12 protein-coding genes are annotated in these 15704 nt (G+C 75.4%); 5 read left to right on the top strand and 7 right to left on the bottom strand.

Annotated elements, in window-relative coordinates:
• The first annotated feature begins 234 nt into the window (after positions 1 to 234).
• The 4 genes from ACZ7C5_RS01785 (at position 235) to ACZ7C5_RS01770 (ending at position 4485) form a co-directional block, all read left to right on the top strand.
• A complete protein-coding gene (locus ACZ7C5_RS01785; RefSeq protein ID WP_401089258.1) occupies positions 235 to 1242 on the top strand; it encodes an XRE family transcriptional regulator in 1008 nt (335 codons plus the stop codon).
• Positions 1243 to 1498: 256 nt separating this feature from the next.
• Positions 1499 to 1969, top strand: coding sequence for a VOC family protein (locus ACZ7C5_RS01780; RefSeq protein ID WP_470321685.1), 471 nt, complete (start codon positions 1499 to 1501; stop codon positions 1967 to 1969).
• A 26-nt stretch (positions 1970 to 1995) separates the two neighbouring features.
• On the top strand, positions 1996 to 2925 hold the full coding sequence (locus ACZ7C5_RS01775) for a pyridoxamine 5'-phosphate oxidase family protein (RefSeq protein ID WP_470321684.1): 930 nt from the start codon (positions 1996 to 1998) through the stop codon (positions 2923 to 2925).
• A gap of 216 nt (positions 2926 to 3141) precedes the next feature.
• Positions 3142 to 4485 carry a peptidoglycan-binding protein gene (locus ACZ7C5_RS01770; RefSeq protein WP_470321683.1) on the top strand — a complete coding sequence of 448 codons (1344 nt, stop codon included), beginning with the start codon at positions 3142 to 3144 and terminating at the stop codon, positions 4483 to 4485.
• Between the two features lie 39 nt (positions 4486 to 4524).
• Here ACZ7C5_RS01770 and ACZ7C5_RS01765 read toward each other — a convergent pair whose 3' ends face one another.
• The 6 genes from ACZ7C5_RS01765 to ACZ7C5_RS01740 form a co-directional block, all read right to left on the bottom strand.
• Positions 4525 to 5274, bottom strand: coding sequence for a TrmH family RNA methyltransferase (locus ACZ7C5_RS01765; protein WP_401089286.1), 750 nt, complete (start codon positions 5272 to 5274; stop codon positions 4525 to 4527).
• A gap of 5 nt (positions 5275 to 5279) precedes the next feature.
• The gene (locus ACZ7C5_RS01760; protein WP_470321682.1) at positions 5280 to 5954 is read right to left on the bottom strand and encodes a TetR/AcrR family transcriptional regulator; all 675 of its coding nucleotides are present in this window, start codon (positions 5952 to 5954) and stop codon (positions 5280 to 5282) included.
• 396 nt (positions 5955 to 6350) lie between these two features.
• Entirely contained in the window at positions 6351 to 8522 is a 2172-nt protein-coding gene (locus tag ACZ7C5_RS01755) for an FUSC family protein (protein ID WP_470321681.1), read from the bottom strand.
• A gap of 9 nt (positions 8523 to 8531) precedes the next feature.
• Positions 8532 to 9797 (bottom strand): HTTM domain-containing protein, encoded by a 1266-nt coding sequence (locus tag ACZ7C5_RS01750; protein WP_470321680.1) that lies wholly within the window; start codon positions 9795 to 9797, stop codon positions 8532 to 8534.
• The gene (locus tag ACZ7C5_RS01745) at positions 9794 to 10456 is read right to left on the bottom strand and encodes a DUF5819 family protein (RefSeq protein ID WP_401081285.1); all 663 of its coding nucleotides are present in this window, start codon (positions 10454 to 10456) and stop codon (positions 9794 to 9796) included. The genes ACZ7C5_RS01750 and ACZ7C5_RS01745 overlap by 4 nt, the downstream gene beginning before the upstream one ends.
• Before the next feature lie 98 nt (positions 10457 to 10554).
• On the bottom strand, positions 10555 to 11805 hold the full coding sequence (locus ACZ7C5_RS01740; protein ID WP_470321679.1) for a rhodanese-like domain-containing protein: 1251 nt from the start codon (positions 11803 to 11805) through the stop codon (positions 10555 to 10557).
• A gap of 279 nt (positions 11806 to 12084) precedes the next feature.
• Here ACZ7C5_RS01740 and ACZ7C5_RS01735 point away from each other — a divergent pair, with 279 nt between their 5' ends.
• A complete protein-coding gene (locus ACZ7C5_RS01735) occupies positions 12085 to 14850 on the top strand; it encodes an ATP-binding SpoIIE family protein phosphatase (RefSeq protein ID WP_470321678.1) in 2766 nt (921 codons plus the stop codon).
• Between the two features lie 90 nt (positions 14851 to 14940).
• On the opposite strand, the gene ACZ7C5_RS01730 is transcribed toward ACZ7C5_RS01735, so the two are convergent.
• On the bottom strand, positions 14941 to 15633 hold the full coding sequence (locus ACZ7C5_RS01730) for a hypothetical protein (RefSeq protein ID WP_317620028.1): 693 nt from the start codon (positions 15631 to 15633) through the stop codon (positions 14941 to 14943).
• Positions 15634 to 15704 lie beyond the last annotated feature (71 nt).

Below are 15704 nucleotides of genomic sequence, written 5' to 3'. Positions count from 1 at the left end.
CGCCCCGGCGGTGTCGCGCCCCCGGCCGTCCCGGCGCCGCGAAGCGCGTGTTTCCGGGCTGTTTCTTGATCGTCAACCCTTCGGTCCACCGACCGTGACCACTGTCATACGCACGACTGATGACGTAGCCTCTCGACCGTGCGTAGGGTTCCCCAAAGCTCGGTGAAGCCGCTGGGGGCGCGCCCCGGCGTCGGCCCGGTCGCACCGAACTCACCTGGTGGGGAGGGTCACCGCATGGCCGCACAGCAGCCTCAGGACGCCGCTCGGCTGCGACTGGTCGGGTCGCACACGGAGCACACCGGCCCGGCAGGCCCGGCCCCCGCCGCACCGCCCCCGGGACGGCTCACCCCCGTCGGCGGCTTCGCGGACACCCTGCACCTGGCCATCGAGGCCAGCGGCCTCAGCCTGGACCGCATCCGCGCCGCCCTCGCCGGGCGCGGCGTCAGGGTCAGCGTCACGACCCTCAGTTACTGGCGGCGCGGCCGCAGCCAGCCCGAGCGGGCCAGCTCACTGCGCGCCGTCCACCTGCTGGAGGAACTGCTCGGCCTGCCGCACAGCGCGCTCTCCTCCCTGCTCGGCCCGCCGCGCCCGCGCGGCCGCTGGGCCGCCGCGGCCAACACCTGCCACCTCGGGCTGGAGGACGTCTGGCCGGGCGAGCAGGAGATCGCCAACATCTTCGCCGAGCTGAACGCCCCGCCGGCCGGCGAGCTGGAGCGCCTGAGCATCCACGACTCCTACTACGTGGACGCCGAGCGGCGCGGCAACCTGCTGCGGATGCGCCAGGTGGTGCGCGCCACGGTCGGCGGCGTCGGCCGCTGCCTGGTGGTGCACATGGCCGACGAGGAGGCGGCCGGCTGCCCGGAGATCACCGCGGTGCGGCACGGCCGGCTGGGCCGGGTGCGCCGCCGCCCTGAGGCCGGGCTGACCGTCGGCGAGCTGATGCTGGACCGCCCGCTGGGCCTCGGCGACAGCACGGTCTTCGAGTACGAGGTGGAGATCCCGCCCGGCGGCCCGACCCTGGAGTACAGCCGCCGCTTCGCCACCCCGGTGCGCGAGTACGTGCTCCAGGTGCACTTCGACCCGGCGGCCGTCCCGGCGCACTGCGAGCGCTACGACCGCGAGCCGGGCGCCGACGTCGACCACCGCCGCGAACAGCTGTGGATCGGCGCCTCGGCGAGCGCCCACGTCCTGGCCCCGGACCAGCAGCCCGGCCACATCGGCATCCGCTGGGAGTGGGCGTAGCAGCGGCTCCCCCCTTGCACCCCTCCGCCCCGCCCCGCCTCTCCCTCGCCGCCTCCCACACCCCTGCCTCCCAAACCCCTCCTTCCCGCGCCCCGCCCGACCTGACGGTCCGGCGGGGCTTTCGGCTTTCGCATGCCGCACCCGACCGGTCCGACGCCTCGAACCGGTTGACGCTGCATCACCTAACTCCTACTCTCGCTATTACCGGTTAGGCAATGGCCTCGCCGGGCGTCGAAGCCTCCGGGAGTGACCAGGCATGTCCACCACCACCCAGCTCCGCACCCTCCAGACCGGCCACGTGGGTCTGAACGTCACCGACCTGGCCCGCTCGGTCGACTTCTACCGGGCCGTGTTCGGCCTCCAGATCACCGCCGAGGGCACCGACCCCGAGCGCCGCTACGCCCTGCTCGGCCGCGACGGCCGCCTGGTGGTGACGCTCTGGCAGCAGAGCGCGGGCGCCTTCGCCACCGCCGCTCCCGGCCTGCACCACCTCTCCTTCGAGGTCGAGAGCCTCGACGAGGTCCGCGCCACCGAGCGGCTGCTGCGCGAGCTGGGCGCCGGGTTCGCCTACGACGGCGTCGTCCCGCACAGCGAGGGCTCGGCCTCCGGCGGCATCTTCTTCACCGACCCGGACGGCATCCGGCTTGAGGTCTACACCCGCACCGGGGTGGACGCGACCGAGGCCGCCGCCCCCACCACCGACGCCCCGACCTGCGGCTTCTTCTAGGCCGTCGCGAACCGGGGGAGCCCACCGTGACCACCGACGACACGCCGAACGGCCCCGGCACGCCGTACCACCCCGGCGAGCGGGCCGCCCAGGCCCGGGCCGGCCGGACCGAACGGGCCGACCACGCGGGACGGTCGATCCGCAGCACCGTCCCCGCGGTCGCCGCCCGCTTCCTGGCCGAACGCCGGATGCTGGTCGTCGGCGCCGCCGACCCGGAGGGCCGGGTCTGGGCCACCCAGCTGGCCGGCCCGGCCGGCTTCCTGTCGGCACCGGACGAGCGGACCATGGCGGTCGCCGCCCTCCCGGCCGGGGCCGATCCACTGGCCGGCGCGCTGGCCCGCCCGGCCCGGGTCGGCACCATCGCGCTGGACCCGGCCGGCCGGCGCCGGATGCGGCTCAACGGCCGTTCCGTCCCGGACGGCCGGGGCGGGCTGCTGGTGCACGCCGACGAGGTGGTCGCCAACTGCCCGAAGTACATCCAGCGCCGCACCCCGGCCGACCGCCCGGCCGCGGGACCGCCCCGCGCGGTCGCCACCGGTCGGGCGCTGACCACCGCCCAGCGCCTGACGGTGGCCACCGCGGACACCTTCTTCGTCGCCAGCACCGGGCCGGACGGCAGCGTGGACGCCTCGCACCGCGGCGGGTACCCGGGCTTCCTGGCACCGGTGGCCCCGGACCGGCTGCGCTGGCCCGAGTACCCGGGCAACAGCATGTTCCTGACGCTCGGGAACCTGGAGCTGGACCCGCGAGCCGGCCTACTGCTGCCCGACTGGGAGACCGGCGGGGCACTGCTGGTCACCGGAGAGGCCCGCACCGACTGGTCCGAGGAGGCCCGGCAGGGCGTCCCCGGCGCCGAGCGGATGGTCGAACTGGCCGTCACCGGCGTGGTCGAGCTGGTCGACGCCACCCCGCTGACCTGGACCGGACCCGAGTACTCGGCCGCCATTCCGCGCTGACCGCACCTCAGGTCCGTTCGGACCCTAACCGCTCCCGGCGGCCCCCGCCACGCCCGGAAGCCGAACGGGTCTCACCCGTTCGGCCTAACCCACCGTGACGGGACCCCGCCCGCTTTGGGACTTTGGTCCGGATAACACGCGGAATGGTCCGGGAAAGGCCCTTCCTGTCCCGTCGTCAGGCGACGACCAGGAAAGACCGCAGGAAAGAGGCGGAGCATGACCCTTACAGACCCCCTGTCCCCGCTCATGGAGTTCGACGAGGTCGAACCGGCGGAGGACTGCATATGCGGGGGCTGCAGTGCCCGCCGCCGCGCACGGCTGCACGCCGCGCCGGTCCACGAGGGCGGCCACGCCGCCGCCCGCAGCGTCCGCCGCCGGGCCGCCGTCCTGATGGCCGCCGTGGGCACCGCGATCGGCGGCGGGGCGGCCGCCGCCGGTTCCGCCACCGCCGCCCCCAGCCCCACGCCGGGCGGGAACAGCGCCGCCCAGTCCGCCCCGACCCCCCAGGGCGAGGTCAGCGGCCTCTACGGCCAGGCACCGGGCGCCCGCACCTTCGCCGCCCCGCGCGCCGCCGCGGCGCCGCTCACCCGGGCACAGATCATCCAGCGCGCCCAGACCTGGGTCGACCAGGGAGTGCCGTACAGCATGAGCCGCTACTGGTCGGACGGCTACCGCCAGGACTGCTCCGGCTTCGTCTCGATGGCCTGGGGCCTGAACAGCAGCCAGACCACCTGGACCCTGCCGAACTTCGCCGAGCGGATCGCCAAGAACGACCTCCAGCCCGGCGACATCCTCATCTACAACAACCCGGCCAGCCCACAGTCCGGTTCGCACGTGACGATCTTCGGCGGCTGGGCCGACTCCTCCCGGACCAAGTACATCGCCTACGAGCAGACCGGCCCCTCCACCAAGAAGCGCTCCACCCCGTACGCGTACTGGAACAACTCCGGCTCCTACGTCCCGTACCGCTACACCGGCCTGTCCACCGGCGGCAACGGCGGCGGCGGCAGTTCCTCGACCGCCTTCCCCGGCGCCGGCAGCTTCGGCCCCGGCGCAAACAACGCGAACGTCACCAAGCTCGGCCAGATGCTGGTGCAGCGCGGCGGCGCCGCGTACTACACCTCGGGCCCCGGCCCGCGCTGGACCGAGAGCGACCGCAGGGCCACCCAGGCCTTCCAACAGGCCCAGGGCTGGCGCGGCAGCGAGGCCGACGGCATCCCCGGCAAGGACACCTGGGACTACCTGGTCAACGGCAAGGGCCGCAACATCGACGGCGGGGGCGGCGGCACCCCGCTGCCGCCCCCGCCGCCCGTCACCGGGGCCCCCGCCTTCCCCGGCCCGCAGTACTTCGGCCCCGGGCAGAACAACGACCACGTCCGGCAGCTCGGCGAACAGCTGGTCCGCAAGGGCTTCGGCGGCTCGTACAGCGTCGGCCCCGGCGCGCGCTGGACCGAGAGCGACCGCAGGGCCGTCCAGGCCTTCCAGCAGGCCCAGGGCTGGCGCGGCGGCGAGGCCGACGGCTACCCCGGCCCCGACACCTGGCGCCGGCTCTTCTCCTGACACCCCGCCGAGGCGCGGTGCCCACCGGGGCACCGCGCCTCAGCGCTTCCCCGACATCCAGTGGAAGAGGCCCATCGCCACGCTGGTCGCCAGGTTGAAGCTGGACACCCCCGGCCGCATCGGCACCGCCACCAACCGGTCGGCCCGCGCCTTGAGCTCGTCCGAGACACCGTGCCGCTCGGTGCCGAAGGCCAGCAGCGCGTCGTCCGGGAACGGCACCTCCCGAATGTCCGCACCCTCCGGATCCAGTACGTACAACGGCCCGCCGGGCAACTCGGCGAGACCCAGCCGCTCGACCGCGGTCGCGAAGTGCAGCCCCGCGCTGCCCCGCAGCACCGTCGGGTGCCACGGGTCCAGGTCCCCGGTGGTCACCACCCCGGCGGCACCGAACCCCGCCGCCAGCCGGATCACCGCCCCCACGTTCCCCAGGTTGCGCGGATTCTCCAGCAGCACCACCGGCGCCCGCCGCGGCCGCCGCTCCAGCACCGCCCGGTTCGCCTCGGGGGAGGGCCGCCCGGCCAGCGCGATCACCCCGGTCGGATGCAACCGGGGCGCCAGCGTCCGCAGCACCCCCTCCGGCAGCTCCACCGCGAGCCCGTCCAGCGCCGGAACGACATCCGGCGCCAGCTCACCCGCCAACCCCAGCAGGGCCCCCCGGTCCGCGGTCAGCACCCGCCGCACGTCCCCCCCGAACCGCAGCGCGTGCTTCAGCACGTGGAAGCCGTCCAGCAGCACCGCCCCCGGCTCCCGCTCGGCCGCCCGCCACACCCGCACCAGCTCGTCGTCCACGCCGCTCACGCACCCGTCTCCACTTGCTTCGCCGCCTTGTCCCCGGCCTCCGGCACCGGTTCACCGGGACGTCCGGCGGCGGCGATCACCTCGTCGAAGCCGAGCGCCCGGCCCGGCGGGCCGTCCGGGGCCGCGGCGAGACCGGCCAGCGCGAGGTCCAGGTGCCGGTGGACCAGCGAGCCGTCCGCGTCCAGGGCCGCCAAGCCACCCGGCAGCGGACGGGACACCCGGACGCAGAGCAGCACCAGGTCCCCCATCCCGACGTCGGGACGCAGCCGCCCGGCCTCCCGCGCGGCCGCCAGCAGCCCCTCCACAGCGGTCACCGCGCCCCGGCGGACGGCGACCAGCTCCTCGTCCACCACCAGGCGCTCCAGCAGCACCACGATCGCCGCGCCCATCCGCAGATCGGCGGCGGCGTGCACGAAACGGCGCAGCGCCAGGTACGGATCCGGCTCGACGCCCCGCGCCTCCTCGGCCGCCCCGGCAAGCCGCCCCAGCAGGTCGATGACCAGCGCGCGGACCAGCGCCTCCCGGTCGGGGAAGCGCCGGTAGAGCGTGGCCGGACCGACCCCGGCCCGCCGGACCACCGCGTCCAGTGGGGCATCCGGCCCCCGTTCCAGGAACACCTCGCAGGCGGCGTCCAGAATCCTGCGCCGGCTGCGTTCCGCGTCGGCCCTCATCCACAACTCCCTAACCGGAGAAAATCTCTCCCCCATGCTAGCGCCGCGCCACTCGGAGAAAATCTCTCCGAATATCCGCACATCCGCCCTTCCCCCAGCCCCTGCCCCTGCCCCTGCCCCTGCCCCCAGCGCCCTCCCCCTGTTCCCACCCACCCACCTGTTCCCACCCACCCACCTGTCCCCCTGTTCCCACCCACCCACCTGTCCCCCTGTTCCCACCCACCCACCTGTCCCCCTGTTCCCACTCACCCTCCCTTTCCTCCCTCCCTCCCCGGCGAGAGGGACGCGCCGCGGGCGGGGGCGGCGCAAGGGGTGGCCCGGAGAGGGGCGTGACGGGTGATTTTCAGACTGCCACCGCCGTCGGGCACCGCACCCACGAGCAGGGCAGTCCGAAAATCACCCAGCCCCCGGAGCGGCCACCCCCGGAGCCGACCCCGCCACCCCACCCTCCCGAAAGCCCTCCCCCACCGAGCTCCCCCGCAAAGCCCGCTCCAGATCCCGCAGAGCCTGCCCCACCAACCGAACCCCCGCCCGCACCACATCCCGCTGCACCCCCGCCGGCGAGTCCGCCAACTCCCCCTCCAACCGCGCCTGCGCATCCCGCACCGCCCCGAACTCCACCGGCTGCCCCGTCAGCAGCGCCGCCGCCGCCAGCGCCGTCGCCAGCCGCAGCTCCTCCGCGTACTCCCCCGTCCCCGGCACCGGTTCCGCGTCCCCCGCCGGCAGATGGGCCTCCAGCAGCACCGCCGCCCGCCCGAGGGCCCCGACCGCCGCCCTGGCCCGGTCGATCTGCCGCCGGCTCACCCCGGCCAGCCCCGACTCGTGCCGCCCCGGCTCCGCGTCGGCCCGCTGCATCGCCTGGAGCAGCTCCGACCGCGCCTCCCGCGAGTCCAGCAGCGCGCTCCGCACCGCCCGTCCGCGCGGCGCCGCCGGCTTCTCGTAGCAGGCGATCACCGCCCCCGCGTACCGTCCGGCCGCCGCCAGCCACTCGGCGAGCCGTTCGCCCAGCCTGGCGGTCTGCCAGGTCGGGAACAGCGCGTACGTGACGAGCGCGATCGACCCGCCGAGCAGTGTGAGCCCGACCCGCTCGAACGCCGTCACCAGCGGGTTCCCCTCCTGCAGCCCGAGCAGGAACACCACGTACGTGGAGATCCCGACGGTGGTCAGCGCGTACCCGGTGCGGAAGGCCAGGTACGACCCGCCGATGCAGAGCACCGCCAGCGCGGCCAGCACCCACTCCCCGGGATGGGCCAGCTGCACCACCAGCGTCGAGACGGCGACCCCGACCACCGTCCCCGCCAGCCGGGCCACGCCCCGGCTGTAGGTCTGGGCGAAGTCCGGCCGCATCACCATCGCGGCGGTCATCGGCGCCCAGTACCCGTGGTGGAACCCGACGAGCCTGGCCAGCAGGTAGGCGGCGGTGACCACGCCGGTGAGCCGGACGGCGTGCTGGAAGATCGCCGAGCGCGGCCGCAGCTGGCGCCGGACGGCCCGCGCCGCGACCGGCAGCATCCGGGCGATGGTCGGCTTGCGCAGCGACCCGCCGGCGCCGACCACGGGCGTGGTGATGGTGTCCTCGTCGTTGCGGTCCAGGGTGTCCGCGGCCTTCCGCAGCAGCCCGCCGAGCCGCCGGGCGGAACGCCTGGCCGCCCCCTGGAGCCGCGGCCCGTCGTCGGAGCCGACCAGGGTGAGCGAGGGCGCGGAGCGGGGGAGCCGGACCGGGTCGCCGGTGCGGACCGCCCGGGCGAGGGCGTCCATGACCTCGGCGGAGGCCGCCAGCACCTCCCGGGCCCGGTCCCGCCCTGGGCCTTCCTCGGGGGCGCCCACCTTGGGGTCGGCGAGCGCGGCGAGGGTGGGCCTGATCCGCTCGGCGATGCCGCGCAGGCCGCGCAGCTCGGGCGGCCGGTGCCGGTCCTGCCAGGGCGTGAGGGCGGCCGCGTGGCGGGCCGTCATGAACGGCTCCGGGTCCACGTGCGCGGTCGGGTCCTGCCGCAACCGCCGTGCGTAGTCGGCGAGTTCGGCGTAGGTGTCGGCGAGGGCCTCCCGCTGGGCGGTCCAACTCCCGATCGGCCAGACGGTGATGACGACGGCCTGGGCGACCCCGCCGAGGGCGGCGACCAGCCCGTGGCCGAGCGCGGTGGCCGTGCTGACCGGGAGCTGTACGACGATCAGCATCACCGAGACGGTGTTGGTGGCGACCACTCCGGCGGTGGGCCCGATCGCCCAGGACAGTCCGGCCCCGAAGGCCCAGACCGCGAGCAGCACCGGGAACAGTCCGGGGACCCCGGCGGCCACGTAGCCGAGGAAGGTGCTGATGCCGAGTCCGGCCCCGGCCGCGACGGCCAGGCTGGCCCGGGGCCTGAAGCTCCGCTGGAAGGTGGCCGAGCCGGCGATGAAGGCGCCCATCGCGGCCGAGGTGGCGAGCGCGGGCCCGCCGAGGGTGAGGGTCGGGAAGAGCACCAGCGCCACCGCGACCGCCCCGCGCACCGCCCGCTTGGGGTCGGTGAGCGCCCGGTCCAGGGTGAGCCCGGTCCGCGCGGTGTCACGAAGTGCGGCGAACCAGGACATAGCGACATCCTAGGGGCCCCAGGCCGCCGACCGCCGCCGGATCCCGCTCAGCCGCGCCGCCGCCCACAGCAGCGCCCCGGTCGGCAGGAACACCGCGTCCGCCGCGATCATCGCCAGCGAGAACACCGGCAGCCCGAGCACCACCGCGATCCCCGCGTGCTCCAGCATCATGACGGCCACCAGCACGTTCTTGACCCGCCGGTTGAGCAGCGTGAACGGGAAGGCCACCTGGAGGATCACGGTCCCGTACGAGATCAGGAAGACCGGCAGCAGCGCCGAACCGACCAGCGCGGACAGTCCCGGCCAGGGGGCGAAGTAGTCCAGGTGCAGCGGGTAGTACAGCGCGGTGCCGTCCTGCCAGCGCGAGCCCTGCACCTTGTACCAGCCCGCCGTGGCGTAGATCAGCACCACCTCGGCGGCGATCACCAGCATCGCGCAGTTGTGCACCATGTTCGCCAGCGCGTCGAGCACCGCCCGCACCTCGCCGTCCGGCCGGAGCCGGCCGAGCGTCCACCAGAGCCCGGCCACCGCCCAGAGCCCCCAGAACAGCGGCGACCAGCCGACGTACGGGAAGGTCCGGTCGGTCCAGGTCAGGCTGCCCCCGGCGAAGCCGCCGAACTGGCAGACCGCCAGGACGGCCCCGAGCACCACCCAGAGCACCACCCCGGTCCACCCGGGCCGCGGTCCGGCGGGGGGCGCCGCCCGGCCGGAGGCTCGGCGGGCATCCAGCGACCAGACCTCGGCGCAGCGGGTGAAGACCAGGTAGACCGCCATCAGGTGGACCACGTTGTCGCCGCCGTCGCCGAGGAAGACGTCGCGGTTCTGCAGCGACAGCACGGTGACCAGGAACAGCACCGTGGCCGCCCTGGTCCGCCAGCCCAGCAGCACCGCGAGGGCCGCCGGCAGCGCCAGCAGGTAGACCAGTTCGAACCAGGGCCGCCCGCCGAACCAGGGCAGCACGGTGAACGCCCCGCTGTCGTTCAGCAGCCGCTCGGCGAGATCCATCGACCAGGGGGAGCGGTCGCCGTACAGCACCCGCCGGTTGGGCCACTCACGCAGCAGGTGGGCCAGCCAGACCAGCCCGAAGCCGATCCGCACCACGGCCGCCTGGTGCCGGCCGAGCGCCCGTCCGGTGAAGGCCTCCATCGCCCGGCCGAGCGGTGCCCCCGCCCGGCGCGCCGTCACCGGCGCCCCGGCACCCGCCTGCCGCGGCACGCCGCCCGACGGCCCCACCACGTCCGGCAGCGCGGCCCGCACCGCCGCCTCGTCGTTCATCCGAGCAGCCCCCGGTAGTCCTCGTCCGCCACCGGCCACCACGGCAGTTCCCGCACCCGGGGCGCCGGCGGGGCGGTCTCGCCGCTCCAGGACGGCGGCGGGACGGTGGCCGCGGTCGACCGGAACTGGATCTCCAGGACCCGGTCGCCGTCCGCCTCCCGGCCGATCCGCTGGAGCGCGATCCGCTTGAGGTACTGCTCGGCGAGCTTGCCGCGCGGGGAGTTCGGCGTCTCGTCCTGCGGGTTGTGCGAGCCGTCGTAGAAGTCCCAGGCCCGCCGCAGCAGGTTCTGCTCGACGTGACTGGGCGCCGGGTTGCCCCGTATCGCGGCGATGTCCTGGGCGGTCAGCCCGATCCAGTCGTGGGTGCGGGTCGCCCCGCCGGGCGCGACGGTGCGGACCCGGGCGTCCACGCCCACGTTCTGCTGGAGCGGGTTGGGCGCGAACAGCTTCCAGTTCTGCTCGAACTCCGGGTACACCACGCCGTCGACCTCGTCCCGGTACTGCCGGGACACCGTGTTGGCGGGCGCGACGTGCAGGAACACCGCGGCGAGGAACAGACCGGTGCCGCCGGCCAGCAGCGCCCCGGCGAGGCCGAGGACCGACTGCGCGGGCCGCGACCAGACCCGCCCGCCGGCCGGCCGGTCCGCCGTCTCCGTCATGCCCTCCCCCGCCCCGTCCGCGGGCGCCGCCGGCCCGCTGCCGACGCGCTCGCGCGCGCCCATCCTGCCCTACCGGGCAACGGGCGCCGGGCCGGTCCTCAGAGGACGAAGGCCTCCTGGCCGGTGCTGCTCACCATCGGACGGCCCGCACCCTGCCAGGCGTGCATCCCGCCGTCCACGTTCACCGCGTCCCGGCCCTGCTGCACCAGGTACTGGACGACCTGCGCGGAGCGGCCGCCGACCCGGCAGAGCACGTACAGCTTCTCCTCCGGCAGCTCGCCGAGGCGGGCGATGACCTCGCCGATCGGGATGTGCAGCGCGCCGTCCACGTGGCCGGCGTCCCACTCGTCCTGCTCGCGCACGTCCAGCAGGGCGGCGTCGGCGGGCACGGCGGCGGCGTCGGCGGAGGGGATCTGCGGGAACATCGTGTGGCTCTCCTGATGGGGGTGCCTCCCAGCCGAAGGCCGGGGGACGGTCGGATGCGTGTCATTGTCGCCCGCCGGCGCCCGGCCGCGGGCCCCGGTGGCCCGGCCGTCCGCCGGAGCCGGGCCGTCACCGAACAGCCGCTCCAGCTCGGCCTGCCGCTCGGCCGCCTTGGCCAGCAGCTCTTCGGCGAGCTGCTCCAGCAGCCGGTCCGGGTCCTGCGGGGCGAGGGCGAGCAACTGGCCCATCGGGGTCTGCTCCAGCCGGACCTGCTCGGTGGCGGTCTCGCCGATCTTGGCGGTCAGCCAGTCCAGCCGGCGGCGCAGCCAGTCCGACCGGTCGGGGGCGTCGGCGGCGGGCGCGGCCTCCGGCGCGGTGGACCACTCGGCGGCCAGGCCCTCCAGCGCGGCGGCGTCCCCGTACGCGTAGGCCTCGTTGACCCGGGCCAGGAAGGCGGCCCGGCGCTGCTGCTCGGCGGGTTCCGTGGTCAGGTCCGGGTGGGCACGGCGGACCAGCTCGCGGTAGATCCGCTGGGCCTCCTTGCCCGGCCGCACCCGTTCCGGCGCGGCGGGCGACGGCGGGGCCGCCTCCCCGTCCCGGCCGGACTGCTCGCGCACCGAGTCGAACAGCGCGTCCAGGTCCGGCAGTTCCTCGACCTGCCGACGCGCCTCGGCGGCCCGGCGCAGGTCCTCCGGCAGGCCGGTGCGGGCCGCGACGGCCTCGGCGACCAGAGCGTCCAGCTCGTCCAGCCGGGCGTAGAGCGGGCCGAGCAGCTGATGGTGGATCAGCGCGAAGTTGTCGATCTCGACCCGCAGCGTCTGCACGTCCACGTCCATGCTGAGCCAGGCCAGCTCGGCGGCGGCGACCCGCTCCTCCAGCTGCTGCTGCTCCGGGTCGGTCCAGCGGGCGGGGCTCTGCGCGCTCACTTCTCGCCTCTGTCTCGTCCGGCCGGCTGCGTCCTGCGGGACCACCCGTACGGGCGGTCCGGCCTGCCACCCTACCGCCGTGGCCACCGGCCCCGTCCGGATGAACCGGGGGTGCGGACCGGCGCGCGGCGCGTGACACGCAACCGATCCTGAGGAATCTCCCCGTTTCGGTGTCGGGTCCGGCCCGGTCCGTGCTTCGCTGGTACCCACACAGCGTGCCTTCCTCCGGAGAGACGGCCGCCCCCGGGCGCGGTGGCCAGGCGGGAGCAGAGCGGATCCATGGTGGCCGAGTCCAACCCCACACCGCGGCAGGCGGGCGACGGAACCACGCCGGGCGACCACCCGGCGGGCGTGGCCGCCCTGGTCCGGCTCGCCCCCGTCCTGGTCGACCGGTCCGGCCGGATCGCCCAGTGGGGGCGGGCCGCCGAGGAACTGTTCGGCCACCGCGCCGAGGTCGCCCACGACCGGCCGGCCGCCGGACTGCTGCCCGCCGTGGAGTCCCGGGTGCTCGACCGGTGTTCCGTCCGCCGCCACTGCGACGCCTTCGACACCCTCGCCGAGCGGACCGCCGACGGCCGCCCCTGGATCGGCCGGCTGACCGTCACCGACCGCGAGGAGCACCAGCGCGACGTGCTCTGGTGGGCCTACCCGCTGCCCGGCCCGTCCGGCGGACTGCTCGCGCTGGCCGCCGACGCCCGGCCGCTGCGCACCGCGGGGCCCCGGCTCGCGCTCGGCGAGCGGCTGCTCCCCTTCGCCGCCGCCCCCGGCACCAGGGGCGGCTTCCACACCGTGGCCCCCGCGCTCACCCCGGCCGGCCGGCCGGTGCCCGACCCACTGGCCCGGCTGCTGCCCGCCGCCCACCGCCCGGCGCTGCTGGCCGCCCTGGAGCGGGGCGGGCTGCCCGCCCTGCGGCTGGACCCGGCCACCGTGCTGCCGGTGCTGCCCTCCGAGGCCCAGACCGGTACGGCGCAGGCGGCCGCCGGCCTCGGCCGCCGCTACCCGACGCCCCAGCAGCGCGCCGCCAGGGTCGGCCCGCCGCCGCAGCCCGAGCAGGGCGCGCCCGGCCGCCGGGCGCCCGGACCGCTGCCAATCCAGCGCGAGCCCGCCGAGCGTCCCGCCGCCGCCCGGCCCCCCGTGGCCCAGCCGGTGGCCGCCGGCGGCGCGCCCGTCCCGCCCCCGGCCGCCGGCCCCGAGGTACCCCCACCCAGCGCAGGAGCCGTCGCCATCGAGCCGTCCGCCGTCGAGCCCGCCGCCAACGGCCACCCCCCGCTGTGCCCCGGCCAGGCCCCGCCCGCCGCCGTCCCCGTCCCGGTCCCGATCCCCGCCCCCGCGGGCGGCGACAACGCCTCCCGCGGACGGCTGGGCCCGTTCCTCACCAACGGGCAGGCCGGCGAGCAGCTGGCCCTGCTGAACGAGGTCGGCGGCAAGGTCGGCACCACGCTGGACCTCGGCTTCACCGCCCACGAGCTCTGCCAGGTGCTGGTCCCCCGGGTCGCCGACTTCGCCTGCGTGGACCTGGTGGACGGGCTGATCTCGGACTCCGAACTCCCGGCCGCCCGCCCGGACGACGACACCATGCTGCGCCGGGTCGCCCTGGTCTACAACGAGACCGGCGGCGCCTGGGACCACGTGCTCTCCGAGGGCTCGCTGGTCAGCATGCCCCGCCGCACCCCGCCCGGGATGGCCCTGCAACTGAACCAGCCGGTGCTGGTCCCCGTGGTCAGCCCGGACGTCGCGGTCGACTACGCGATCGCGCTCGGCGGCGCCCGGCTGGTCCCGGTGGTATCCGGCCGCTCGATGCTGGTCGTCCCGCTCTCAGCCCGCGGCACCGTGCTGGGCATCCTCAAGCTGCTCAGGCTGCCGGACCGCGCCCCCTTCGACGAGAGCGACGCGGCGACCCTCAAGGAGCTGGCCGTCCGCGCCGCGCTGTCGCTGGACAACGCCCGGCTGCACCGCGCCGAGGCGAGGGTCGCCACCACCCTGCAGCGCTCGATGATCCCGACCCGCCCGCCGCAGATCCCCGGCGTGCAGATCGCCCACCGCTACCTGCCGGGCGATCCCAAGGCCGAGGTCGGCGGCGACTGGTTCGACGCGATCCAGCTGCCCGGCAGCCGGGTCGCCCTGGTGGTCGGCGACGTGATGGGCCACGGCCTGCACTCGGCGGCCGCGATGGGCCGCTTCCGCACCGCCATGCAGACCCTCGCCGCCCTGGACCTGCCGCCCGGCCAGCTGCTGCGCCACCTGGACAACCTGGCCCACAAGCTCGGCGACGACCACCTCGCGACCTGCCTGTACGCGGTCTACGACCCGATCAACCGGACCTGCGAACTGGCCAGCGCCGGCCACGTCCCGCCCGTCCTGGTGCACCCGGACGGCACCGGCGAACTGCTGGAGATCCCGGCCGGCGCGCCGATCGGCGTCGGCGGGGTGCCGTTCGTCGCCAAGACCATCGACGTCTCGGACGGCTCGATGCTGGTGCTCTGCACCGACGGCCTGGTCGAGGTCAGGGGCGGGGACATAGGAGCCGGCCTGGCCGCGCTCTGCGGCAACCTGATCGACCCGCGGCAGAGCCCCGAGCAGGCCTGCGACGAGGTGCTGCGCCGGCTGCACACCGACGACCGCAAGGACGACGTCGCCCTGCTGGTGGCCCGCTTCGACGGGGTCGCCCCGTCCGAGGTGGCCACCTGGGACCTCACGGTGGACCACCGCGAGGTCCGCCGGGCCCGCTCGCTGGTCCGCGAGCAGCTGGCCGGCTGGCACCTGGAGGCGCTCAGCGACACCACCGAGCTACTGGTCAGCGAGCTGGTGACGAACGCCGTCCGGGTCGCCAGGGACACCGTGAAGCTCCAGCTGATCCGGGTGGACAAGCTGCTGGTCGAGGTCAGCGACGACAACCACAACCTGCCCTCGCTGGAGCCGGCCGAGCAGTTCGGCGAGACCGGCCGCGGCCTCACCCTGGTCACCAAGCTCGCCGAACGCTGGGGCACCGCCCGCAAGGCGGTGGGCAAGGTCGTCTGGTTCGAACTCCCGCTCCCGCACGCCTGACCGCCGGCCGGACGCCCCGGCACGCCGCCGCACGCCGAACGGCCGGGTACGGACACCCGTACCCGGCCGCCGAAGCGTGATCGTCACCCGTCAGGGGATGACGGCCCCCGCCGAACGGCGCCGCCGGGCCTCCGCCGCGACCTCCATGGAGGCGGCCGCGGCCACCGAGGCGGCGGCGCCGACCCCGGCCAGCACCCTCGGCCAGAAGTCCCCGAAGACCTCGACCGAGACCGCGATCAGCAGCGCGGTGATCACCGCGACCACGTGTTCCAGGCCTGCCAGGTTCGGCAGCACGACGGCCTCGCCGATCATCACCGCCACCACCAGGCCGCCGGTGAACCAGGCCCGGCAGCGGAACGCGATGCAGATCGCCAGCGCCACCACCGCGGCCGACGGCCCGGTGTCCCGCACGTAGGCGACCCACTTCGGGAAGCCGAACAGGTGGTGCGGCCCGATCGCCACGCCGACCCGGGCGAACAGCGTGCCCGCCAGGGTGCAGGTGTAGGCGACCACCAGGGTCAGCCGTCGGCCGAGCACGATCTCGGCGATCGCGAAGACCACGAACACCTGGGCCAGCGCCCCCCAGACCGGAAGGTCCAGCGCCGGTACGTACAGGGAGAGCGGAGTCCGCAGCAGCGAGACATCCAGCGGCAGCGCCGCCCGCACCACCCCGATGTTGTTGACGAAACGCTCGCCGCCCGGCAGGTGCTGGACGATGCTGAACAGCAGGATCAGAAACGTCGCCACGGTGGCCAGCGGAACGGCGGCGAACTTCTTTCGCACCACCGATTCCCTGACCGTCGCGAACAACGTTCCCCACTCCGCGACAGCGGCCGATCCGGCAATTGCCAGTG

It is taken from the genome of Kitasatospora sp. NPDC036993 (genome assembly GCF_055607525.1).
The sequence above is the reverse complement of the archived record's forward strand: the minus strand, read 5'-3'. Positions and strand labels throughout refer to the sequence as shown.